Here is a 21,036-nt window from a genome sequence, read left to right as displayed (position 1 = left end):
CGCTCACTCTTCATGTTTCGTCAGGCGTTCCACTCCCTGGTCGGTGCCCAGCAGCAGCAGGTCCGCGGGGCGATGGGCAAACAGGCCGTTGGTCACCACGCCGACGATGTTGTTGAGTGCAAACTCGATCTCCCGGGGCTCTTCGATCAAGAAGTCGTAGCAGTCGAGGATCTGGTTGCCGTTGTCGGTGATCACGCCGTCGCGATAGACCGGCGTGATGCTGCGCGTGACCAGTTCCCGGGCGACGTAGGAGCGCGCCATGGGGATCACCTCGACGGGCAGGGGGTACCCCCCCAGCACCTCGACCCGCTTGGAGGCGTCGGCGATGCAGATGAAGCGCTCGGCACAGGCGGCGACGATCTTCTCCCGGGTCAGTGCCGCGCCACCGCCCTTGATCATCTCCAGGCGCGGATTGATCTCGTCCGCGCCATCGACATAGACGGGGACGGTGCCGACATGATTGAGCTCGAAGACATCGATACCGTGGCCTTTCAGGCGTTCCGCGCTTGCCCTGGAGCTGGCCACCGCGCCCTGGAAATCGTGACGCAGCTCGGCGAGCAGGTCGATGAAGTGGTCGGCCGTGGAGCCGGTACCTACGCCGATCACGCTGTCCTTGGCCAGCAGAGGTCGGATTTCATCGATGGCGGCGACGGCCACCGCACGCTTGAGGGCGTTCTGATTCATGAGAGGACTCGTTGGCCAGTGGTAAAAATGCCATTATAGGCGATCCCATGGTCGCGGTAACCGCCGAGGCTGGACGGTGGTCAGCCGCCTCTGTTAACAATGGGAACTTTGCCAGCCGTCCGCCTTGCGCGGCTTTCAGGACATCCGGATGCTCGAAGACACCGTCAAGAAGATTCTCCAGGCCCGCGTCTACGAAGCGGCTCGCGAGACACCCATCACCCCTGCTCCCTTCCTGTCGCGTCGCCTCAACAATCAGGTACTGATCAAGCGCGAGGATCTTCAGCCGGTCTTCTCCTTCAAGATCCGCGGTGCCTACAATCGCATGGCGCAGCTGAGCGATGCCCAGAAGGCCAAGGGCGTGATTGCCGCCTCGGCGGGCAACCACGCCCAGGGACTGGCGCTGGCGGCGAAACTGATGGGGGTGAAGGCGGTCATCGTGATGCCGCGCATCACCCCGGAGATCAAGGTGCAGGCCGTGCGGGCCCGGGGCGCCCGGGTCGTGCTGCGCGGCGATGCCTTCAGCGAGGCGCTGGCCCACGCCCGGGAATTGATCGAGGAGCATGGCTACACCTATGTGCCGCCCTTCGACGATCTCGACGTGATCGCCGGGCAAGGCACGGTCGGCATGGAGATCCTGCGCCAGCATGCCGGACGTCTCGATGCCATCTTCGTGCCGGTCGGCGGCGGTGGCTTGATCGCCGGGGTGGCGGCCTACGTCAAGTACCTGCGACCCGAGATCAAGGTCATCGGTGTCGAGGCCGAGGACAGCGCCTGTCTCAAGGCCGCCCTGGAGGCCGGCAAGCGCGTGACCCTCAAGGAGGTGGGCGTGTTCGCCGAGGGGGTGGCGGTGGCGCAGATCGGCGAGGCACCCTTCGCCATCATGCGGGATCTGGTCGATGAAGTGATCACCGTCAACACCGACGAGATGTGCGCCGCGGTCAAGGATATCTTCGAGGACACCCGGGCGGTGGCCGAAACCTCGGGGGCCCTTTCCCTGGCCGGCCTCAAGAAGTACGTGCAGCAGAGAGGCGTCGAGGGCCAGACGCTGCTGTGCATCAACTCCGGGGCCAACACCAACTTCGATCGCCTGCAGCATATCGCCGAGCGCACCGAGCTCGGCGAGCAGCGCGAGGCGATCCTGGCGGTGACCATTCCCGAGCGGCCGGGCAGCTTCAAGAGGTTCTGCAAGATCATCGGCCGGCGCATGGTCACCGAGTTCAACTACCGCTACGCCGATCCCGACCAGGCCCACATCTTCGTCGGCGTGCAGGTCAAGCCCGGGGGCGAGGATCGGGAGGAGGTGATCCGCAAGCTGCGCGAGGCGGACTATCCGGTGGAGGATCTTACCGACAATGAGCTGGCCAAGCTGCATATTCGCCACCTGGGCGGCGGTCGCCCCAGGCAGCGCTTCGACGAGCAGGTCTATCGCTTCGAGTTTCCCGAGCGCCCCGGCGCCCTGATGAACTTCCTCACCCATCTGCCCGCGGACTGGAACATCTCGCTGTTCCACTACCGCAATCATGGCGCGGCCTATGGTCGGGTGCTGGTCGGCATGCAGATTCCCGACGGGGACCGAGGGCATGTCGAGGAGCATTTCGACGAGATCGGCTATCGCTACTGGAAGGAAAGCGACAACGTGGCCTACCGCCTGTTCATGGCATGAGTGCACTCGACAACAGGGCCATCGCGTCTTGCGTTATCTAATTGAACGATATTAAGCCTCTTTTCACCCGTTTGATTTACATTTTTCGTCCTATCATGACGTTGGAAGGCACTTGGCGGGCCCCACCCTATCTCAGGCGAGGGAGAGCGAAGGAAGTACTAACGCCAGAGCGCTTTCCAGCGGGGCCGTGCGTGAAAAGGCATGCCGATGACTATTGTCATTCTTTTTTCGCAGCCCTATAGTCGGGCCTGCCAAGAGGCAGCAATGTGAAATCTTTCGGAGTCGTTAGGCCATGAAACGCAAGCCTGATCTGATCATGGCGCTGATGCTTATCTTCGTGCTCGGCGTCGTCGCGACCGGGTATGCTCAGGCGGTGGTCGGAGGCTGAGCCTCGCTTCTCGTAACCTGTTGATACCGCATCCGCGCCTGGAGTTTGTCTGTCTTCCGACCGGTAGATGGCTCATCGCCATCTACCGGTTTCTGTTTCTGTGGCCCATTCGGGGACGAATGACATGCCGGTCGCTGACGATGGCGTCCAGGGGCACGTCCCAGGGCGCGACCGGCAAGTGCTCGACCTGCTGGCAGTGATGAGCGACTCCGACCAGCCGTGGCCGAGGATGGCGATGGCGGATGAACGCGAAGCTGCGGTCATAGAAACCACCCCCCATGCCCATCCGATTACCCTCGTCGTCGAAGCCCACCAGGGGCAGCAGCACCAGGTCCAGCGCCCAGGCCGGCAACCGCCGCGCCCGGTGCGCGCCATGGCGGGTGTGGGGCTCGCTGATGCCGAAGCGATTGGTGAGCATGGGAGTGCCGGCATGATAGTGCACGAACCATAGACGGTTGTGGGAAAGCGGATGCAGAACCGGCAGATAGGCCTTCGCGCCTCGGCGATGCAGCCACCCCAGCAGGGGCGTCGGGTCGATCTCGTGATCGTTGGGCAGGTAGAGCGCCACACGGCGGGCACGCTGTACCTCGGGCAGGCAGCGCAAGCGACGGCACAGCGCCAAGGCAGCCTGTCGCTGCTCGCGCGCCGTCAGGGACCGACGTCGGCGGCGTAGTTCCTTGCGTAACGTCTTGCGCTGTTGAGGCGACACGGAGGGATCAGACAAGACGGTGACTATCCTTCCTGCAGCGTAGAGTAAGGAGTTCCCCAGAATGCCGCTGCCGTTCTGGCCCTTGAACCCACTGGTTCAAGGTGGGTGGCCGCAGACAGACCGTCAGGCTTTCCGTCGCACGGACATGCACACGGGTCTGTCTAGCAATTGGCCCCCTGGGTACTGCGCATAGGCTCGAGGGACTATAAACGACTGGCGTACATCCCAGGGAACATCCCAATCCTAACAGAGCCGAGGGCAGGGCCAAAGGGCTGTTTTGGATCGTGGCTCGCTAGCGGCCGGCATCGACGGCGCTGAGCGCCTGCTCAAGACGTTCGTTGAGCCGGCTCAGACTGGCCTCGTTCTCGCGCCGCTCTTCCACATGGCGCAGCAGCTCGTGGGTGATGTTCAGCGCGGCCATGATGGCGATCTTCTCGGCACCCAGGACCTTGCCTCGGGAATGGATGCCATGCATGGCACGATCGAGATAGCGTGCCGCGCGATTGAGCTCGTCCTGCTCCTCCGGCGGGCAGGCGATGACATAGGAGCGTCCCAGCAGCGTGATCTCGGTGGTTGGCCGTGTAGCGTCCGTCATGTCAGGCTCCCGGGAGAGTGGGCCAATTCAGTCCACGATACGGTAAGATGAAACCAGTCTGGAGCCACTATAGAGAGGCGGCATCGACCGGTCAACGCAGCCCGGATCACGCTCCCTGGCCGGTTTCCCTTTCGCCAACCCCCACTGGAGAACGCATGTCCATCATCAACGATCAGCTCGATTTCTCCACCGTCGCCGATGTCTTCCTCGCCCACGGCAGCCTGCAATCGCCCGCCTTTCTCGACGGACGACTGAGCGCCGAACTGGCGTTGCATGACCTGCCGGCACAGCAGTGGCTGGAAGAGGTGAGCGCCGCGCTGGGGGTCGAGCAGCCCCGGGATCGCGAGGACGCCGAGGTGCTGCTGGGATGGCGCCGCCAGACCCTGGATGCCCTCTCGGCCCCGGAGCTCAACTACGAGCCTCTGCTCCCGGATGATCTGTTCTCCCTGGCCGAGCGCGCCCGGGGGCTCAAGGAGTGGACCCTGGGCTTTCTCGAGGTGGTCAGCGAAGTCGGCGCCCCTACCCGGGACGCCTGGTCCGCCAATCTGCGCGAAGCCCTGGAGGACCTGGAAGCCCTGGCGAGCATCGACGAGCTCGCCCTGGAGGACAGCGCCGACAACGAGAACGACCTGTTCGCCCTGGCCGAGCATGCGCGCATGGCCGCCATGCTGCTCTATACCGAGCAGCATCCCGGTAGCCCGCAGGTGGAACAAGCCGACGACGACGCCGTGCAATAAGGACGCTACGATGTCACACCCGCCCTTGCCGCATCCGGAGGCGATCAGCCTCGACGAGTACCGCCGACGGCGCCAGACGCTGATGGCCTCGCTGCCTCCCGGGAGCGCCGTACTGCTGCCCTCGGCCACCCTGACGATCCGCAACCGCGACAGTGAATACCCCTTTCGTCAGGATAGCGACTTCCACTACCTGACCGGCTTCCCCGAGCCGGACGCCCTGCTCCTGTTGCTGCCGGATCGCGAAGCGGGCGAAGTGGTGCTCTTCTGCCAGGACAAGGACCCGGCGCTGGAGACCTGGACCGGCAGCCGCATCGGTGCCGCGGGAGCGGTCGAGCATCATGGCATGGATCAGGCCTTCGAAAACGCCGAACGCAAGGCCCACCTCGCCACTCTTCTCGACGGACGCGAGCTCCTCTACCTGCCTCTGGACGATGCCGCTGCCCTGGCGAGCGCCGAGGCGGTGCGCGGTGAACTCCGCGATCGCCAGCGCCAGGGAGCAAGACCGCCGAGCGGCTTCGTGGAGGTCACCAGGCTGATTCACGAGCAGCGCCTGATCAAGAGCGAGGCTGAGCTGGCGCTGATGCGTCACGCCGGCGCCATTTCCGCCCTGGGTCACGCGCGCGCCATGCGCACCGCACGCGCAGGACTGCACGAATATCAGTTGCAGGCGGAGCTCGAGCACGAGTTCCGCTGGCAGGGCGCCAGCGCGCCCGCCTATGGCACCATCGTCGGGAGTGGCGCCAATGCCTGCGTGCTGCACTATATCGACAATGCCGCCAGGCTCGAGGATGGCGATCTGGTGCTGATCGACGCCGGCGCCGAGTTCGCGCTCTATGCCGGCGACATTACCCGTACCTTCCCCGTCAACGGGTGTTTCAGCGCCGTGCAGCGGCAGGTCTATGGCATCGTCCTGGCGGCTCAGCAGCACGCCATCGAGGCGGTCCGACCGGGGGCCACCCTGAGCGAGATCCATCAGGGGGTCGTGCGCGACCTCACCCGAGGGTTGATCGAGCTGGGGCTGCTAGAGGGAGGGCTCGAGGCACGGATCGAGGACGAGAGCTACAAGCGCTTCTATCCGCATTCGACCTCACACTGGCTGGGCCTCGACGTGCATGATGTCGGGGCCTACCGCCAGGACGGCGAGCCGCGCCCCTTGCGAGCGGGCATGGTGCTGACGGTGGAGCCCGGGTTGTATCTGCCCGATGAGGAGGACATTCCCGAAGAGCTGCGCGGCATCGGCATTCGCATCGAGGATGACGTGGCCGTCACGCAATCCGGCCACGCGGTGTTGACGGCCGGTGTGCCCAAGCAGGTGGCCGAGATCGAGGCGCTGATGGCGCAGGGCTAAGGGAATTTCCGTAGCCGGCCATCATTCATACGTAAATTACGTAAAACGCAATATTTATTACACGAGGTATCCCATGCCGCGCACTCACCATGTAGATATTGCCATCGTCGGCGGCGGCTTGGTGGGCGCCAGCCTGGGGTGCGCCCTGGCACCGTTGATTCGCCAGGGAGGCTTGCGGGTGGCCGTGATCGAGGCGGCGCCGCTGCCCAATGCCGATCTCGAGGGTTACCAGCCGAGCTTCGATGCCCGGGCCAGCGCCATCGCTCAGGGCTCGCGTCAGCATTTCCAGACCCTGGGCATCTGGCAGGACATGGCCCGCGAGGCCCAGCCCATCTCGCTCATCCATGTCAGCGAGCAGGGCCGGCTGGGGGCCACGCGACTCACCGCCGAGGAACTGGGCGTCGAAGCCCTGGGCTACGTATTGCCCAATGCCTGGATGGGTCGGGTACTGCACGCTCGGCTCACCGAACTCGATCTCGACTGGCACTGCCCGGCCAAGGTCGAGAAGATCACGCCCCAGGCCGGTGGCCATTGCCTGGATCTTTCGGATGGCGACCGCCTGCAGGCGGGCCTGACCGTGCTGGCCGATGGCGGCCGCTCGGGACTCAAGGAACAGCTGGGCATCGCCAGTCGCGAAACCCCCTATGAACAGACGGCGCTGATCGCCAATCTCGAGGTCAGTGAGCCGCACCATGGCGTCGCCTTCGAGCGGTTCACCCGGGAAGGACCGCTGGCACTATTGCCCCTGGGCGGTGATCGCATGGAGCTGGTATGGACCCATGCCAGTGGCACGGAAGGCGAGACCCTGGCCCTCGGTGACGCCGACTTCCTGACCCGGCTGCAGCGGGTGTTCGGCGAACGCGCCGGCCGTTTCAGGCGCGTCGGCCGCCGCCACGCCTACCCGTTGTCCCTGGTCACCGCGGATGAGGTGGTGCGTCCCGGTCTGGCGGTCCTGGGCAATGCCGCCCACGCCCTTCACCCGGTGGCGGGCCAGGGCTTCAACCTGGCGCTGCGCGGCGTGATGGACCTGGTGGCGGCGCTCGAACAAGGTGTCGTCGAAGGCCAAGCCCCGGGCGACATGGCGATCATGAATGCCTTCGAGAGGCGTCGTGCCAATGATCGTCGCAACGTGATTCGCTTCAGCGACGGGTTGATTCGCCTGTTCGGCATCACCCATCCGCTGCTTTCCCACGCCCGGGCCGCGGGCCTGGTCGGCCTCAACCTGACCGGCCCGCTGCGTCGCACGCTGGCCAGGCGTGCCATGGGACTCGAACGCTGAGGACCGGCTCCTGATCTACCGAACTCGGCAATACATCGTTGAAAGTGACTCATGCTTAAGGAGTGAAGAGCGATGCAGGAAACGGATTCTCAGGCAGAGGTGATCGTCGTGGGCGGCGGCCTGGTCGGCGCCGCGCTTGCCGCCCTGCTCGGCGAGGCGGGTGTCGCGGTCAGCGTGCTCGACGCACGGCCAGGGCCCCTCGACGAGGAAGCTGTCGGTCGAGGACAGCCTGCCCAGCGGGTCAGCGCCGTGACCCCGGTCAGCCAGCGCCTGATGGAGGGGCTCGGCATCTGGTCGCGGTTACGTCGGATTTCCCCCTACACCGGCATGCAGGTCTGGGAGGCCGAAGGCAGCGGCGAAATCGCCTTCGATGCCGAGCAGGCGGGTACGCCGGTGCTCGGGCATATCGTCGAGAACGAGGTGATGCTGGCGGCCCTCGAAACGCGCCTGGCGGCGCTACCCTGCGTCGACCAGCTGTTCGACGCCCGGGTCGAGGCCTTGCAGACCACCGCGATAGGGCGGCGACTGATACTCGCCGATGGACGGCGCCTGGCGGCGCCCCTGGTAGTGGCGGCCGATGGCGCCCGTTCCCGGCTGCGCGAACTGGCGGGTATCGAGGTCAGCGCCCGGGACACCGGCCAGACCGCCGTGGTCACCACGGTACGCACCGAACGCGTGCACGGTGGCGTGGCACGGCAGATCTTCCTGCCCACCGGTCCGCTGGCCTTCCTGCCCCTGAGCGTCGACGGCGACACCCGCTACTGCTCCATCGTCTGGTCAACCACCCCGGACGAGGCCAGGCGACTCGTCGACCTGTCTCGAGACGTCCTGGGCAACGCGCTGGCGTCGGCCTTCGAGCATCGCCTGGGCGCGGTCGAGGTCATCGACGCCGCCGTTGCCATTCCCCTGACCCAGCGCCATGCCAGCCATTATGTCGAGCCGGGGCTGGCCTTGGTGGGCGATGCCGCCCACAGCATCCATCCCCTGGCGGGACAGGGCGTCAATCTGGGCTTCATGGATGCGGCCGTGCTTGCCGAGGAGCTGGTCGAGGCACGCCGGCGCGGCGCCGAACTGGGGGATCCGCGCATCCTTTCCCGCTATGCGCGACGCCGGCGCGGCGACAACACGGCAATGCTGGCGCTCATGGACGGTTTCCGCCTGCTGTTCGGCGCCGAGAACCCGGCCTTGCGCCTGGCCCGCAACATCGGGCTGTCCGGGGTCGATCGCCTGCTGCCTCTCAAGCGCTTGTTGATGCGCCAGGCCATCGGCGAGCGCGGGCGTCTGCCGGCGAGCTGCCGCTAGGCCTGTCTCGGCTCACTGGCGGGATTGAGATGGCCGTCGTTCCAGCACGTTGAGCGCCTTGAGCAGGTTGAGGGCCTCACCGAGCTGGTAGTCCTTGACCGGGGCGCTGCCGGAGGCCTGGGACTCCTGGTTGCCGTTGGGGTTGGCCAGGCGTCCGCTGAGATCCGACTCGCGGATGCCGAAGTCGTTGCCCTCGGCGACTTCCAGGCGGCCGCGCACCACTTCCACATCCGGGGCGATGCCCTTGGCCTGGATCGAGCGACCGTCCGGCGTGAAGTAGAGGGCGGTGGTCAGTTTCACGCCATCGCCGTTGCCGAGCGGCATGACCTGCTGCACCGAGCCCTTGCCGAAACTGGTGGTGCCCATGATCACGGCGCGACGCTGATCCTGCAGGGCGCCGGCGACGATTTCCGCCGCCGAGGCGCTGCCGCCGTTGATCAGCACCACCATCGGCACCTCCGGGGCGGCGGTGTCGGGGGTGGCGCTGAAACGCATGTCGCTGTCGGGAAGCCGGCCTTCGGTATACACCACTAGACCGCTGTCGATGAAGGCATCGGCCACCTCGATGGCGCTGTTCAGCACGCCACCAGGGTTGTTGCGCAGGTCGAGGATCAGGCCGTCCAGGGGCGCCTTCTCGGAGAGGTTCCCGAGCGCATCGCGTACCTGCTTGCCGGTGCTGTTCTGGAACTGGCTGATGCGCAGGTAGCCGTAGCCCGGCTCGAGCATCTCGCTCTTCACGCTTTCGTTGCGGATGATCTCGCGGGTCAGGGTGACGGTGCGCGGCGAATTCTCGCCCTCGCGCAGGATGGTGAGCTCGATCTCGGAGCCCGGTTCACCACGCATCAGTGTCACCGCCTCCTCGAGGGAGAGGCGGTCGGTGACCTTGCCATCGATGCGCAGGATGGCGTCCCGGGGCTGAAGGCCGGCTTCCGCCGCCGGGGTGTCGTCGATGGGGGCGATGACCGTGAGCTGCCCATCCTGCATGCCCACCTCGATGCCGATGCCGCCGAACTCGCCTTCGGTGGATTCGCGCAGTGCCTCGAAATCCTTGCTGGACAGGTAGGTCGAGTGGGGGTCGAGTTCGCCGAGCATGCCGCGCATGGCATTGCGCAGCAGCGTCGAATCGTCCACCTCGTCGACGTAGGCTCGCTTGATGCGCTCGAACACCTCGGCGAAGGTCTGGATGTCGGCCACCGGGAGGTCGTCATCGGCCTGCTGCTCGGGGGCACCTAGGGCGACCGGCGACAGACCGATCATGAGGGCGGGGAGTAGCCAGGTCAGGCGAGGAAGGCGCATTCTCTCTCTCACATCGTTGAAACAGGGGATCAGCATAGCGCCACGGTGAGGGGCGGCGCTACATCTTGTCACGTCGCCGGCCGAGCGTCAGCGCTGACCGATCCACTGGTTCGGATCGATCGGCTTGCCGGCGCGGCGCACCTCGAAATAGAGCGCCGGGCGCGGACGACCACCGGTGTTACCTACGGCAGCGATGACATCGTTTCGTTCGATGCGCTCGCCCACCGCGACATCGAAGCTCTGCACATGGGCGTAAAGCGACATGATGTCGTCACCGTGGTCGAGGATCAGCAGGTTGCCGAAGCCGCGCATCCAGTCGGCGAAGACCACCCGGCCGGGGTGAATGGCCTTGACGGCAGCGCCCTCGGCGGCGGCGATCACCAGGCCGTTGCGATTGATGCCTTCGCCGCTGCCGAAGGCCGAGAGCACCTTGCCCTGGACCGGCCAGGGCAACTTGCCCTTGGTATCGGCGATCGCCGTGGAAGGGGGTGGCTCCTCGAGGCGCTTGAGCTCGTCGCGGATCCGTTCGAGCATTTGCTCGGCTTCCGCGCGCTCCTTGTCGAGCTGCGCCAGGCGGGATTTCTCGTCGGCATAGCGGGCGTCGAGCTTGGCGAGCAGGGCTTCGCGCTCGCGGGTGCGCTGGACCAGGGTGGCCCGCTGTGTCTCCAGCTCTCCCATCAGGTCATCGAGGCGTTCACGACGCTGGGCGAGAGCGGCCCGGTTCTCGGCCAACTGCTCGTCCAGGCGGGCGAGGGTGTCGATGCGTTCGTTGCGCGCCCGAGAGAGACGGTTGAGATAGGTTTGCAGCCGATCGAGCCGTGCCGGGTCATCCTGATTGAGCAGCAGCTTGAGCTGCGGCGAGCGTCCCAGCCGGTAAAGTGCCTGGATCTGGACGGCCAGGGCCTGGCGCTGTTCGCCCCGCTCGATGCGCAATGCCTCGCGCTGCTGCTCGAGCTCGTGTATCTCGTCATCGAGCTGGCGGCGCTCGGCCTGAAGCCGGTCGAGTCGCCGATGCGTTTCGCCAAGCGCCGTCTCGACCGCCTCGAGCTGCCGGCTGGCGTCGCCGCGTGCCTCGCGGGTCCCTTTCAGGCGTTCGGTCAGCGCCTGGATGTCCTCACTGATGGCGTCGACCCGAGCCGCGGCTTCCCGTTCGCTCGACTGGGCCAGGGCCAGCGGGCCCTGGACGAGCAGCGGCAGGAGGGCGAGGGCGACAGCGTGACGAATTCTGCCGGGCATCGCCGCTATCAGGAGTATTCGACCAGCACGTCGCCGGTCATCTCGTCGGGAATCGCTTCGCCCATCATGGTCAGCAGGGTCGGGGCGATATCGCACAGGCGCCCCCCTTCCTTCAGGCGGACCTGGCGCTTCGTGACGTAGATCAACGGCACCTCGAAGGTGGTATGCGCGGTCTGGGGCGCGCCGGTGTCGGGGTTGATCATCTGTTCGGCATTGCCGTGATCCGCGGTGATCAGGCATTCGCCCCCGGCGCGCTCGATGGCCTCGACCACCCGGTCGACGCATTCGTCCAGCACTTCCACTGCCTTGACCGCGGCATCGAACTTGCCGGTGTGACCGACCATGTCGCCGTTGGCGTAGTTGCAGACGATCAGGTCGAAGGTTCCCGCATCGATCGCCGCGACCAACCGATCGGTGACCTCCACCGCACTCATCTCGGGCTTCTCGTCATAGGTCTTGACTTCCTGGGGCGAGGGGATCAGCTCGCGCGTCTCGCCCGGGAATTCGGCCTCGCGGCCGCCGGAGAAGAAGAAGGTGACGTGGGCGTATTTCTCGGTCTCGGCGATGCGAAGTTGGGTCATGCCGCGATCGGCGATCACTTCGCCCAGGGTGTTGTGCAGATCGGAGGGAGGGAACGCGCAATCGGCCGGGATGTTCGCGGCGTATTCGGTCAGCATCACCAGCCCCCGGCCGGCAAGCCTGGGCCGGGCTTGGCGCTTGAAGCCCGTGAAATCGTCCTCGACGAAGGCGCGGGTCAGTTCCCGGGCGCGATCGGCGCGGAAGTTCATGAAGATCGCGGCATCGCCGTCCGCCATGACGACGGCGTCGTCCTGCGGCCGGATACTGGTGGCCGCGACGAACTCGTCGGTCTCGCCGCGTTCGTAGGCGGCGGCAAGGCCGGCCTCGGCGGATTCGGCGACATACTCGCCTTCTCCTTCGGTGATCACCCGATAGGCCTTCTCGACCCGCTCCCAGCGGTTGTCGCGATCCATGGCGAAGTAGCGCCCGACGATCGAGGCAACGAACCCCTGGTTCTGGCCCACCAGTTCGGCCAGTTTGGCGTTGGTGCGCTCGAGAGAATCTCGGGCGCTTTGCGGCGGGGTGTCGCGGCCATCCAGGAAGGCGTGCACGTAGATCCTCTTGGCCCCGCGACGGGCGGCCATCTCGGCCATGGCCAGGATATGCTCCTCGTGGCTGTGCACGCCGCCGGGGGAGAGCAGCCCCAGCAGATGCACGGCGCGGTCGGCCTCGACCGCCGCGTCGACCGGGCCGGTCAGGGCAGCGATGTCGTTCAGCCCGTCGTCTTCGATGGCCTTGGTGATACGGGTGAAGTCCTGGTAGACGATGCGTCCGGCGCCCAGGTTCATGTGGCCGACCTCGGAGTTGCCCATCTGCCCCTGGGGCAAGCCGACGTATTTGCCATCGGTGTGCACCAGGCCGCTGGGGTAGCGCTGCGTAAGAGCATCCATCACCGGGGTCCTGGCGGCGGCAATGGCGTTGTGCTCGGGATTGTCGCTGTGGCCATAGCCATCGAGAATGATCAGCGCCACCGGACGGGGACGAGAAGATGTAGGGCTGTTTGACATGGAGAGGCTCTCGCTGCTTGGCGTGGTGGGACTCGCCGCACGGCTGGGGTGCGCATCCGTTCGCGACTCGTGGTTTCTGGCGTCATCATACCGCAGGGGGCGCCGAGCGTCACAGCCACGCCAGGCACTGCCTGAAAAGTCGGCACGCGCAGACCCCTTTCGGGCACTGCCTGGTGACGGACGCAGGGCGATGGCTTGTGTATACTGGGGCGCGCCATTTCCAACGCGCCACTCTTCAACAAGCGTCAACAAGAGCTATCCGGACCCATGATCGATCAGTTGTTCGAATTCATTCAGAATCATCCGTTGCTGGTGGGGGCCTTCGTGGCCGTACTCGCCGCCTGGCTCGCCTACGAGTTCCAGCGCGGTAATCACGGGGTCGATTCCGGCCAGGCCACCGCGCTGATCAATCGCGAGGACGCCGCCGTCGTCGACATTCGCGATGCCAACGACTTCAAGGCCGGCCACATCGCCGGTGCCCGCAACATTCCTCAGAGCAAGCTCGACGATCGGATGAGCGAGCTCGACAAGTTCAAGGAAAAGCCGGTCATCGTCGTCTGCAAGCACGGCCAGGCGTCGGGCATGGCCGTGGCCAAGCTGGCCAAGGCCGGGTTCACCCGGGCGGTCAAGCTCAAGGGGGGCATGGCGCAGTGGCAGGCCGACAACCTGCCCGTGGTCAGAAAGTAAACAATCGTTCCAGTGTTCTAAAGGAAGCATCAACATGGCGGAAGAGAACAATCAGGCTGCACAGGGCCAGGACCAGCAGCAGTTGCAGTTCGCGCTGCAGCGCATCTACGTCAAGGACATCTCCTTCGAGTCGCCCAATTCTCCCAAGGTCTTCCAGGAAGCCTTCAAGCCCAAGGTCAACGTCGACCTGGGCACCCACAGCACCCAGGTGGGAGAGGACCTCTACGAGGTCGTGGTCAAGGTGACCGCCCAGATCAACCACAGCGAGACCGGCAACACCTGCTTCCTGGCCGAGATCGAGCAGGGCGGCCTGTTTCGCATCACCGGCCTGCAGGGCGATCAGCTGGATCACACCCTGGGGGCCTTCTGCCCCAATGTGCTGTTTCCCTATGCCCGGGAGTGCATCGACAACCTGGTCAGCCGTGGCAGCTTCCCTCCGCTGATGCTGGCGCCGGTGAACTTCGAGGCGATGTATGCCCAGAAGAAGCAGCGTCAGGCGGAAGGCAGCGAGACCACGCAATAGGTCGGCGTCGGGATGAGCGGGCCGCGGATATACGTCGATGCGCTGCTCGAGCCTGGCGCCGAACTGGTGTTGCCCGAGGGGGCGGCGCGGCACGTGGTCACGGTGCTGCGTCTGAAGGAAGGCGCGCCGCTGACGTTGTTCGACGGCCACGGCAACGAGGCCGAGGCCGAACTCGTCGCGGCCACGCGCAAGCGGGTGGTGGCGCGCATCGATACGCTTGCGCCGGGTCGCGGTGAGTCGTCACTGGCGGTGCATCTCGGCCAGGCGATCTCCAAGGGCGATCGCATGGACTACGCCATCCAGAAGGCCGTCGAACTGGGGGTGACGGCAATCACGCCGCTCTATACCGAACATGGCGACGTGAGGCTGAAGGGCGAGCGCGAGACGAGAAAGCACGCCCACTGGCGAGCGGTGGCCATCAGCGCCTGCGAGCAGTGCGGGCGTGCCTCGCTGCCGACGATACACGCGCCCCGGCCCCTGGACGGCTGGCTGGTCGAGCGGGACGAAGCGCTGCGCCTGATGCTGCATCCAGGCACGTCGTCGGTCTGGCGCGATGTGCTGGAGGTCGCCACGGCTGCCCTGCTGGTCGGTCCCGAGGGCGGGCTTGCCGAGGGAGAAGTCGAGCGCGCCCGGGAGGCGGGGTTCATGGCGCTGACCCTCGGCCCGCGCATCCTGCGCACCGAGACCGCCCCCGTCGTCGCGCTGAGCCTGTTGCAGCATTATTTTGGCGACCTCTGAAGGAATCACTACATAAATGCCTGCTCGGACGAATCGCTGCGTTGCGCGGTACTCGAAGACTCGCCTAACCTCATGTTATGTCTCGTCTTCTGTGTTCCGGGCGCCTTGCGCTTCATTCCGCTCGGCTATTTAGGCAGCGATTCCTCAACGTCTTGGTCCAGCGCTGGGGCTGGGTCATACTGCCTCCATCTCCCCTGTCGGAAGAGTGAGTCATGAGTCAACGCCCTCTCAAGATCGGTGTGGTGATGGATCCCATCGCTGCCATCACCTACAAGAAAGACACGACCCTGGCCATGCTCTGGGCCGCCCAGGATCGAGGCTGGTCGTTGCACTACATGGAGCAGAGCGATCTCTTCCTGGCGAACGGTCGTGCCATGGCTCGCCTTCGCGATCTCGAGGTCTTCCGCGACGCCGAGCGCTGGTATCGGCTCGGTGAGCCCCAGACGACGCCGCTGGCCGAGCTCGATGTGATCCTGATGCGCAAGGACCCGCCGGTGGACAGCCACTTCGTCAATGCCACCTACCTGCTCGGCTTCGCCGAGCGGGAAGGGGTGCTGGTGGTCAATCCCACCCAGGCCTTGCTCGAATGCAACGAGAAGCTCTTCGCCCAGCAGTTTCCCCAGTGCAGCGTGCCCTGCGTGGTTTCCAGCAACGAGGAGGTGCTGCGCGGCTTCCACGCCGAACATGGCGATGTGATCTTCAAGCCCCTGGATGGCATGGGCGGCAGCGGCGTCTTCCATGTGCGCCCGGAGGGGCGCAACATCGGGGCCATCCTCGAGTTGCTCAGCGAGCGTGGCCGACGCCAGATCATGGCCCAGCGCTACATTCCCGAGATCAAGGACGGCGATACCCGCATCCTGCTGGTCGATGGCGAACCGGTCCCCTACGGCCTGGCCCGGGTTCCCATGGCCGGGGAGACCCGCGGCAACCTGGCCGCCGGCGCCCAGGGCATCAGTCGCGAGCTGACCGAGCGCGATCACTGGCTGATCGAGCAGGTCCGCCCGACGCTGCTCGACAAGGGGCTGATATTCGTCGGTCTCGACGTGATCGGCGACTACATCACCGAGATCAACGTCACCAGTCCGACCTGCGTTCGCGAGATCGACGATCAGCGCGGTACCGATATCGCCGGCCTGCTGATGGACGCCATCCTGCGCCGGCTGGGCTGATACCGGAAGGCACGGCACGCGGCCATGGCAGCATCGCTCGACTTCTCGTTCAAGGCACCGATCGGCCGGCGTCATCGGACGCTGTCGGCCTGGGCGCTGGCGATACTCCTGCACGGGGCCATCATCGGCGGGCTGGCCCACTGGCGTCTGGTTCCGCCGCCGCCGAAGACGCCGGTCGGCCTCGACGTGGCGATCGTGACCCAGGCCGCCGTGAAACCCGGTGCCGCCCAGGAGGTCGTGGATGCCGATCGGTCGGCGAGCCAGGAGGAAGCAGCCGAGCCACCCCCGCAGGTCGAGCCGCCTCCCGTGCCTGCGGCAGCCGAGACGAACCAACCGCAAGCCCAGCCGGCGCCGGAGCCGGAGCCAAGCCCCGAGCCCGCGGCGGAGGCAGCGCCAACGCCTGAATCGCCTTCGACACCCGAGCCTGCGCCTGAACCGTCGTCACCCGGGACACCGTCATCGCCATCCGGCGCAAAGACGGCGCCCAGCGGCAGATCGCTACTGGCCCAGGCCAGTGAAAGCGTGCGGCAGCAGGGGTTCACCGCTCCGGCTTCCGCCAACGAGAGCGGCGACCGTGACCGTGAGGCCGTTCGGCGGGCCGCCGAGACGCGCTATATCGACGCCTGGACCCGGCGGGTCGAAACCTACGGCAATCGTCACCATCCGGCACCGGGTGCGCTCGACGGCCAGCTGCGCATCCGCGTGGTCATCGGCCGGGATGGTCAGGTACGCCAGGCAGAGGTGTTACAATCCTCGGGACATCCCGAACTCGACCAGGCCGCACTGAAGACCGTGCATGGTGCAGCGCCCTACCGCCCCTTCGACAGTGGCATGGGCGAACGCGACAGCCTGACCATCACGCGAACCTGGCGCTTCGGGAAAGGCAACAGTTTTGGCGTGCGTTGACGCCAGGGAGGCCCATGCAAAGCTTTCGCAACCACTTTCTACTGGCGATGCCTCACCTCGAGGACCCGCATTTCGCCGGCAGCTTGAGTTATCTCTGCGACCATGACGACAATGGCACCATGGGAGTCATCGTCAATCACCCGCTGGAGTTGACCCTGGACGCCCTCCTCGAGCAACTCGAACTGGATGCCACGGAGTGCCAGGCGAGAAACATGCCGGTTTACTACGGTGGGCCCGTTCACAAGGACCGCGGTTTCATCCTGCATCGCGGCAGCAGCCAGCCTTGGGATTCCAGCCTGCAGGTGGCCGACGACATCGCCCTGACCACCTCCATGGACATGCTCCAGGCCATCGCCGCCGGCAAGGGGCCGAACGATTTCCTGGTCTGCCTGGGATGCTGCGGCTGGGAGGCGGGCCAGCTCGAGAAGGAACTGCTGGACAATACCTGGCTGACCGTCGAGGCGCAGCCCGGGGTGCTCTTCGATCTGCCCTCGGAGCAGCGATTGAGTGCCGCTGCGGGGATTCTCGGTGTCGATCTCAACCTGATGACCAGTCAGGCCGGACATAGCTGATGGCTGCAGAAGGCAGTCGCCAGATTCTGGCCTTCGACTTCGGTACCCGGCGCATCGGCGTGGCGGTGGGCAACGAACTCGCCGCGAGAGCCACGGCACTGGCGCCGTTGCCGGCCCGGGACGGCATTCCCGACTGGGGCGTCGTCGTCCGGCTGGTCGAGGAGTGGGGGCCGGACCTGTTCGTCGTCGGGCTGCCCCTCAACATGGATGGCAGCGAGTCCGAGATGAGCATCCGGGCCCGCAAGTTCGGCAAGCGCCTCTACGGTCGCTTCGGCAAGCCCTGCGTGATGGTCGACGAGCGGGGGTCCACTCGCGAGGCCAAGGCGATCGCCCGGGCGGCCGGCCATCGCGGCAATTACCGTGAGGAGAGCGTCGACGGGCTGGCGGCGCAGCTGATTCTCGAAGGCTGGTTCGCACAAGGCGAAGGGCTGCCGGGCCGCGAGTCCTATCGATAACCTATTGGAAAGAAGGGTAACGGGTACCGATGACACTTCCCAAGATTCCAGCGCTGCTCGATGGCATGGTCGCCGATCTCGAGGCGGCGATCGACCAGCGTGGCCTGGATCGTCAGCGCCTGGCCCTGGTAGGAATTCACACTGGGGGCGTGTGGATCGCCGACGCCCTGCACCGGCGCCTGGCCCTGCCCACGCCCCAGGGCACGCTGGACATCGGCTTCTGGCGCGACGACTTCGGCCACCAGGGGCTGCCGGAGGGCATCCGCACCAGCCATCTGCCCTTCGATGTGGAGGAACGTGACCTGGTGCTGGTCGACGACGTGGTGATGTCCGGACGCACCATCCGCGCCGCCCTCAACGAATTGTTCGATTATGGACGGCCCCGCCGGGTGCTGCTGGCGGCGCTGATCTCGCTGCCCGGTCGCGAGCTGCCGATACAGCCAGACATCTGCGGTGCCCGGCTCGAACTGGCCGCCGGCGACCGGGTCAAGCTTTCGGGGCCCGACCCGCTCGCCCTTTCCCTGGTCTCGCGTTCTCAGGAGTCTCGATGAACGTCACCTCAGCGCCCAATGCCGCCTCTCGCGTGCAACTCACCGCCGACGGCCGCCTGCGCCATTTCCTCGACATCGATGGCTTGCCCAAGGCACTGCTGACCGAAATCCTCGATACCGCCGACAGTTTCCGCGGCGTCCAGGACGCCCAGGTCAAGAAGGTGCCGCTGCTGCGCGGGCGTACCGTGGCCAACCTGTTCTTCGAGAACTCCACGCGAACCCGGGCGACCTTCGAGCTGGCCGCCAAGCGTCTCTCGGCGGACGTGCTCAACCTGGACATCCAGACGTCCTCCACCGCCAAGGGCGAGACCCTGCTCGACACCCTGCAGAACCTCGAGGCCATGCAGGCCGACGCCTTCGTGGTACGCCATTCGGACTCCGGCGCCGCCCACTTCATCGCCAGCCAGGTGACCCCCAACGTGGCGATCATCAATGCCGGCGACGGCCGCCACGCGCACCCCACCCAGGCGATGCTCGACATGCTGACCATCCGCCGCTCCAAGGGCGCCTTCGAGAACCTCAAGGTGGCGATCATCGGTGACATCCTGCACTCCCGGGTCGCCCGTTCCCAGGTGCTGGCGCTCAACACCCTGGGCGCGGCGGAAGTGCGCGTCATCGCCCCGCGCACCCTGATGCCGGTGGACGTCGAGGACTGGCGCTGCCGGGTCTTCCCCCGCCTGGAGGAAGGCCTGCAGGACGTCGACGTGGTGATCGCCCTGCGCCTGCAGAAGGAGCGCATGGACGGTGCCTTGCTACCCTCGGAAAGCGAGTTCTACCGCCATTACGGCCTGACCCAGGAGAGCCTGGCCTGGGCCCATCCCGAGGCCATCGTCATGCATCCGGGGCCGATCAACCGCGGGGTCGAGATCGAGTCCGCGGTCGCCGACGGGCCGCGGGCGGTGATCCTCGACCAGGTCACCAACGGCATCGCCGTGCGCATGGCGGTGCTGTCCATGGCGGTCGGCGGGCAGACCCGGGATCGGGCCAGGCGTGGATGAATGAGGCGTGGAAGAGGGGGTATCAAGTCGCAGGCGGTGCCGCCAATGAACCTGCCCCTTTCGTGATATTGCACCCGACAGCACAGGCTTCCTGTACCTTGGCGCAGGAGCCGACGCCGCCCAGGCCGATGCCGATCCAGTCGCCGGCCTTGATGTACCTGGAGGCCCGGGCGACACCTTCGATATGGCGGGCGTAGCCGGGGATATCACCGACCCCTGCCTGGCGCCAGTGGTGTACTATTCCCCAGCAATAAAAAACCGGAATAATTAGCTACTTAAGCCAGCCAGCCTGTTTGCCCCAGGCCCATAGGACGAGCATGGCGATGGAAAGCAACGCCATTGTTGCATAAGGAATTTTAACCCAGCGCTTCAATTCAGCAGGCAGCCGTTGGATCTCTTCCAAGTCGGCTTCACCATTTTTGACAATCGGGCTTGGAAAAAAAATCATTCCACTAATTTGTCCTAATCGATACATTCTTCCAAAGAGACCCCCTCTCCAGATATCGCGATTGTTTTCGACAAGTTTGCAATTGGCAAGATGGCTTTCGATTAGCGAAAGCTTGAAAAAAGCCACATAAAGACAGACCGCAATATTCGAAAAAATCAAGACGAACAAAGCGCCCCAGATATAAGCATATAAATCTAAACTCATTGAGCGATACTCTTATAAATCAGGTCGCCAAAAATCCCACCTCCCATTTCGCCAAAACTCCCTCCGATTATCCCCCCGGCTCCCACCACGACCAGACCACATGCAATACCACCTGCACCAAAGGTGGACAATCCGATAGCACCGCAGACTGTGGCAGCGGCACTTGTCGCCGCAGTACCCAATGCAAATCCACCACCCACGCTGCCAAGAAACTTCCCGCTTTCCTGATATTTCACCCGACTGCACTCTTCCTCGTGTCCCGTCGCACAGGCTTCCTGCACCTTGGCGTAGGAGCCAACGCCGCCCAGACCGATGCCGATCCAGCCGCCGGCCTTGATGTACCTGGAGGCTCGGGCGACGCCTTCGATATGGCTGGCGTAGCCGGGGATGACCCCGACCCCTGCCTGGCGCCAGTGGTGCGTCAGGCTGCGGGTGGAAATGTTCAAGGCATGCCGCAGCGAGGGGTGATCGGGAAAACCGATGCCTCGCTTCACCAGCGACCCCAGCGAATCGTCCAGACGCCGGAAAAGCCGGCGGCGCCGGGCGAAGAAGTCGGGGCTGTTGAGATGGCCGTGTTGGGCAAAGCTGCGCTGATGAAGCCGTTCGATCTCGATGAGCGTGCGCTCGACGTTGCTCAGGTGCTGCCCGACCATCGCGGTGCTGGCGCCTACGCCTGCCGAGGAGTAGTCGAGAAACGGGGCGAGGGTGTCGTAATGCTCGACCATGAACCGGGCTTCATCGTCATCCAGTGCCGTTAGGGCGGCATCGACCCGGGCTGCCGCATCGGCCAGCAGCGCGTCTTCGGCGGTGCACATCAGATTATCGGGGTCGCTGAGCAAGGCCATCTGGCCCGGCCTGGCCCCTTGAGCGAGATGCGGATTGAGGGCGCGGAATTTCTCGCGCACCGCGGGTGGCGCCTGGCCCAGCAATTCCGCCTCCAGCGCTTGAGAGGACATCGGGCG

At 65.4% G+C, this 21,036-nt stretch carries 22 protein-coding genes and 1 other RNA gene; 14 read left to right on the top strand and 9 right to left on the bottom strand.

What is annotated here, in order from left to right:
• Positions 1-3 precede the first annotated feature (3 nt).
• Positions 4-684: a ribose-5-phosphate isomerase RpiA gene (rpiA, locus tag BUA41_RS04680; protein ID WP_072820231.1), complete on the bottom strand. Its 681-nt coding sequence runs from the start codon at positions 682-684 to the stop codon at positions 4-6.
• A gap of 148 nt (positions 685-832) precedes the next feature.
• Here rpiA and ilvA point away from each other — a divergent pair, with 148 nt between their 5' ends.
• Positions 833-2,347: a threonine ammonia-lyase, biosynthetic gene (ilvA, locus tag BUA41_RS04675; protein ID WP_072820229.1), complete on the top strand. Its 1,515-nt coding sequence runs from the start codon at positions 833-835 to the stop codon at positions 2,345-2,347.
• A 470-nt stretch (positions 2,348-2,817) separates the two neighbouring features.
• Here ilvA and BUA41_RS04670 read toward each other — a convergent pair whose 3' ends face one another.
• The 3 genes from BUA41_RS04670 to BUA41_RS04660 form a co-directional block, all read right to left on the bottom strand.
• Positions 2,818-3,459 carry a 5-formyltetrahydrofolate cyclo-ligase gene (locus BUA41_RS04670; RefSeq protein WP_072820227.1) on the bottom strand — a complete coding sequence of 214 codons (642 nt, stop codon included), beginning with the start codon at positions 3,457-3,459 and terminating at the stop codon, positions 2,818-2,820.
• Between the two features lie 34 nt (positions 3,460-3,493).
• A non-coding RNA gene (gene ssrS, locus BUA41_RS04665) (6S RNA) lies at positions 3,494-3,679 on the bottom strand.
• A 57-nt stretch (positions 3,680-3,736) separates the two neighbouring features.
• Positions 3,737-4,039, bottom strand: a complete 303-nt coding sequence (locus tag BUA41_RS04660) for a cell division protein ZapA (protein ID WP_072820225.1) — start codon at positions 4,037-4,039, stop codon at positions 3,737-3,739.
• Between the two features lie 155 nt (positions 4,040-4,194).
• Between BUA41_RS04660 and BUA41_RS04655 the strand changes: the two genes are divergently transcribed.
• From BUA41_RS04655 to BUA41_RS04640, 4 genes are all read left to right on the top strand, one after another.
• Entirely contained in the window at positions 4,195-4,776 is a 582-nt protein-coding gene (locus BUA41_RS04655) for a UPF0149 family protein (RefSeq protein WP_072820223.1), read from the top strand.
• A gap of 10 nt (positions 4,777-4,786) precedes the next feature.
• Positions 4,787-6,124, top strand: coding sequence for a Xaa-Pro aminopeptidase (gene pepP, locus BUA41_RS04650; RefSeq protein ID WP_072820220.1), 1,338 nt, complete (start codon positions 4,787-4,789; stop codon positions 6,122-6,124).
• 73 nt (positions 6,125-6,197) lie between these two features.
• Positions 6,198-7,403, top strand: coding sequence for a 2-octaprenyl-6-methoxyphenyl hydroxylase (gene ubiH / locus BUA41_RS04645; RefSeq protein WP_072820218.1), 1,206 nt, complete (start codon positions 6,198-6,200; stop codon positions 7,401-7,403).
• A 72-nt stretch (positions 7,404-7,475) separates the two neighbouring features.
• Positions 7,476-8,705, top strand: coding sequence for a UbiH/UbiF/VisC/COQ6 family ubiquinone biosynthesis hydroxylase (locus BUA41_RS04640; RefSeq protein ID WP_072820216.1), 1,230 nt, complete (start codon positions 7,476-7,478; stop codon positions 8,703-8,705).
• A gap of 12 nt (positions 8,706-8,717) precedes the next feature.
• Here the strand turns inward: BUA41_RS04640 and BUA41_RS04635 are convergent, their stop codons facing one another.
• The 3 genes from BUA41_RS04635 to gpmI form a co-directional block, all read right to left on the bottom strand.
• Positions 8,718-10,001 carry a S41 family peptidase gene (locus BUA41_RS04635; protein ID WP_072820214.1) on the bottom strand — a complete coding sequence of 428 codons (1,284 nt, stop codon included), beginning with the start codon at positions 9,999-10,001 and terminating at the stop codon, positions 8,718-8,720.
• Between the two features lie 87 nt (positions 10,002-10,088).
• Positions 10,089-11,237, bottom strand: coding sequence for a murein hydrolase activator EnvC family protein (locus tag BUA41_RS04630; RefSeq protein ID WP_072820212.1), 1,149 nt, complete (start codon positions 11,235-11,237; stop codon positions 10,089-10,091).
• 8 nt (positions 11,238-11,245) lie between these two features.
• Positions 11,246-12,823, bottom strand: coding sequence for a 2,3-bisphosphoglycerate-independent phosphoglycerate mutase (gene gpmI / locus BUA41_RS04625; protein ID WP_072820209.1), 1,578 nt, complete (start codon positions 12,821-12,823; stop codon positions 11,246-11,248).
• A 267-nt stretch (positions 12,824-13,090) separates the two neighbouring features.
• Here gpmI and BUA41_RS04620 point away from each other — a divergent pair, with 267 nt between their 5' ends.
• The 9 genes from BUA41_RS04620 to BUA41_RS04580 all read left to right on the top strand — a co-directional run bounded on the left by BUA41_RS04620 (position 13,091) and on the right by BUA41_RS04580 (position 19,422).
• Positions 13,091-13,510, top strand: coding sequence for a rhodanese-like domain-containing protein (locus BUA41_RS04620; RefSeq protein WP_072820207.1), 420 nt, complete (start codon positions 13,091-13,093; stop codon positions 13,508-13,510).
• Positions 13,511-13,544: 34 nt separating this feature from the next.
• Complete coding sequence (gene secB / locus BUA41_RS04615; RefSeq protein WP_072820205.1) at positions 13,545-14,033, top strand: protein-export chaperone SecB; 489 nt, start codon at positions 13,545-13,547, stop codon at positions 14,031-14,033.
• Positions 14,034-14,045: 12 nt separating this feature from the next.
• Complete coding sequence (locus BUA41_RS04610; protein ID WP_072820203.1) at positions 14,046-14,771, top strand: 16S rRNA (uracil(1498)-N(3))-methyltransferase; 726 nt, start codon at positions 14,046-14,048, stop codon at positions 14,769-14,771.
• A 212-nt stretch (positions 14,772-14,983) separates the two neighbouring features.
• Positions 14,984-15,940 carry a glutathione synthase gene (gene gshB / locus BUA41_RS04605; RefSeq protein ID WP_072820201.1) on the top strand — a complete coding sequence of 319 codons (957 nt, stop codon included), beginning with the start codon at positions 14,984-14,986 and terminating at the stop codon, positions 15,938-15,940.
• Between the two features lie 24 nt (positions 15,941-15,964).
• On the top strand, positions 15,965-16,846 hold the full coding sequence (locus BUA41_RS04600) for an energy transducer TonB (protein WP_072820199.1): 882 nt from the start codon (positions 15,965-15,967) through the stop codon (positions 16,844-16,846).
• A 14-nt stretch (positions 16,847-16,860) separates the two neighbouring features.
• Positions 16,861-17,418: a YqgE/AlgH family protein gene (locus BUA41_RS04595; RefSeq protein ID WP_072820197.1), complete on the top strand. Its 558-nt coding sequence runs from the start codon at positions 16,861-16,863 to the stop codon at positions 17,416-17,418.
• The gene (gene ruvX, locus BUA41_RS04590) at positions 17,418-17,873 is read left to right on the top strand and encodes a Holliday junction resolvase RuvX (protein WP_072820195.1); all 456 of its coding nucleotides are present in this window, start codon (positions 17,418-17,420) and stop codon (positions 17,871-17,873) included. The genes BUA41_RS04595 and ruvX overlap by 1 nt, the downstream gene beginning before the upstream one ends.
• A gap of 29 nt (positions 17,874-17,902) precedes the next feature.
• The gene (pyrR, locus tag BUA41_RS04585) at positions 17,903-18,424 is read left to right on the top strand and encodes a bifunctional pyr operon transcriptional regulator/uracil phosphoribosyltransferase PyrR (protein ID WP_072820193.1); all 522 of its coding nucleotides are present in this window, start codon (positions 17,903-17,905) and stop codon (positions 18,422-18,424) included.
• Positions 18,421-19,422 carry an aspartate carbamoyltransferase catalytic subunit gene (locus BUA41_RS04580; RefSeq protein WP_072820191.1) on the top strand — a complete coding sequence of 334 codons (1,002 nt, stop codon included), beginning with the start codon at positions 18,421-18,423 and terminating at the stop codon, positions 19,420-19,422. The genes pyrR and BUA41_RS04580 overlap by 4 nt, the downstream gene beginning before the upstream one ends.
• A gap of 271 nt (positions 19,423-19,693) precedes the next feature.
• On the opposite strand, the gene BUA41_RS04575 is transcribed toward BUA41_RS04580, so the two are convergent.
• Both BUA41_RS04575 and BUA41_RS19175 read right to left on the bottom strand, forming a co-directional pair.
• Positions 19,694-20,074 (bottom strand): hypothetical protein, encoded by a 381-nt coding sequence (locus BUA41_RS04575; RefSeq protein ID WP_072820189.1) that lies wholly within the window; start codon positions 20,072-20,074, stop codon positions 19,694-19,696.
• Positions 20,071-21,036, bottom strand: a 966-nt coding sequence (locus BUA41_RS19175) for a hypothetical protein (RefSeq protein WP_217652771.1), incomplete at its 5' end; no start/stop codon positions are given. The genes BUA41_RS04575 and BUA41_RS19175, both read right to left, overlap by 4 nt.

Source organism: Modicisalibacter ilicicola DSM 19980 (assembly GCF_900128925.1).
GTDB lineage: Bacteria > Pseudomonadota > Gammaproteobacteria > Pseudomonadales > Halomonadaceae > Modicisalibacter > Modicisalibacter ilicicola.
This window is presented reverse-complemented; position numbering and strand designations above follow the sequence as displayed.

What these genes read in the sequence shown, in the direction of transcription:
- ilvA (WP_072820229.1), top strand. Translation starts at nt 833, where the DNA reads ATGCTCGAAGACACCGTCAAGAAGATTCTCCAGGCCCGCGTCTACGAA.
- BUA41_RS04635 (WP_072820214.1), bottom strand. Translation starts at nt 10,001, where the DNA reads ATGCGCCTTCCTCGCCTGACCTGGCTACTCCCCGCCCTCATGATCGGT.
- ruvX (WP_072820195.1), top strand. Translation starts at nt 17,418, where the DNA reads ATGGCTGCAGAAGGCAGTCGCCAGATTCTGGCCTTCGACTTCGGTACC.
- pyrR (WP_072820193.1), top strand. Translation starts at nt 17,903, where the DNA reads ATGACACTTCCCAAGATTCCAGCGCTGCTCGATGGCATGGTCGCCGAT.
- BUA41_RS04660 (WP_072820225.1), bottom strand. Translation starts at nt 4,039, where the DNA reads ATGACGGACGCTACACGGCCAACCACCGAGATCACGCTGCTGGGACGC.
- BUA41_RS04655 (WP_072820223.1), top strand. Translation starts at nt 4,195, where the DNA reads ATGTCCATCATCAACGATCAGCTCGATTTCTCCACCGTCGCCGATGTC.
- BUA41_RS04610 (WP_072820203.1), top strand. Translation starts at nt 14,046, where the DNA reads ATGAGCGGGCCGCGGATATACGTCGATGCGCTGCTCGAGCCTGGCGCC.
- BUA41_RS04595 (WP_072820197.1), top strand. Translation starts at nt 16,861, where the DNA reads ATGCAAAGCTTTCGCAACCACTTTCTACTGGCGATGCCTCACCTCGAG.
- rpiA (WP_072820231.1), bottom strand. Translation starts at nt 684, where the DNA reads ATGAATCAGAACGCCCTCAAGCGTGCGGTGGCCGTCGCCGCCATCGAT.
- BUA41_RS04620 (WP_072820207.1), top strand. Translation starts at nt 13,091, where the DNA reads ATGATCGATCAGTTGTTCGAATTCATTCAGAATCATCCGTTGCTGGTG.
- BUA41_RS04600 (WP_072820199.1), top strand. Translation starts at nt 15,965, where the DNA reads ATGGCAGCATCGCTCGACTTCTCGTTCAAGGCACCGATCGGCCGGCGT.
- BUA41_RS04630 (WP_072820212.1), bottom strand. Translation starts at nt 11,237, where the DNA reads ATGCCCGGCAGAATTCGTCACGCTGTCGCCCTCGCCCTCCTGCCGCTG.
- BUA41_RS04575 (WP_072820189.1), bottom strand. Translation starts at nt 20,074, where the DNA reads ATGAGTTTAGATTTATATGCTTATATCTGGGGCGCTTTGTTCGTCTTG.
- secB (WP_072820205.1), top strand. Translation starts at nt 13,545, where the DNA reads ATGGCGGAAGAGAACAATCAGGCTGCACAGGGCCAGGACCAGCAGCAG.
- gpmI (WP_072820209.1), bottom strand. Translation starts at nt 12,823, where the DNA reads ATGTCAAACAGCCCTACATCTTCTCGTCCCCGTCCGGTGGCGCTGATC.
- ubiH (WP_072820218.1), top strand. Translation starts at nt 6,198, where the DNA reads ATGCCGCGCACTCACCATGTAGATATTGCCATCGTCGGCGGCGGCTTG.
- pepP (WP_072820220.1), top strand. Translation starts at nt 4,787, where the DNA reads ATGTCACACCCGCCCTTGCCGCATCCGGAGGCGATCAGCCTCGACGAG.
- BUA41_RS04580 (WP_072820191.1), top strand. Translation starts at nt 18,421, where the DNA reads ATGAACGTCACCTCAGCGCCCAATGCCGCCTCTCGCGTGCAACTCACC.
- BUA41_RS04640 (WP_072820216.1), top strand. Translation starts at nt 7,476, where the DNA reads ATGCAGGAAACGGATTCTCAGGCAGAGGTGATCGTCGTGGGCGGCGGC.
- gshB (WP_072820201.1), top strand. Translation starts at nt 14,984, where the DNA reads ATGAGTCAACGCCCTCTCAAGATCGGTGTGGTGATGGATCCCATCGCT.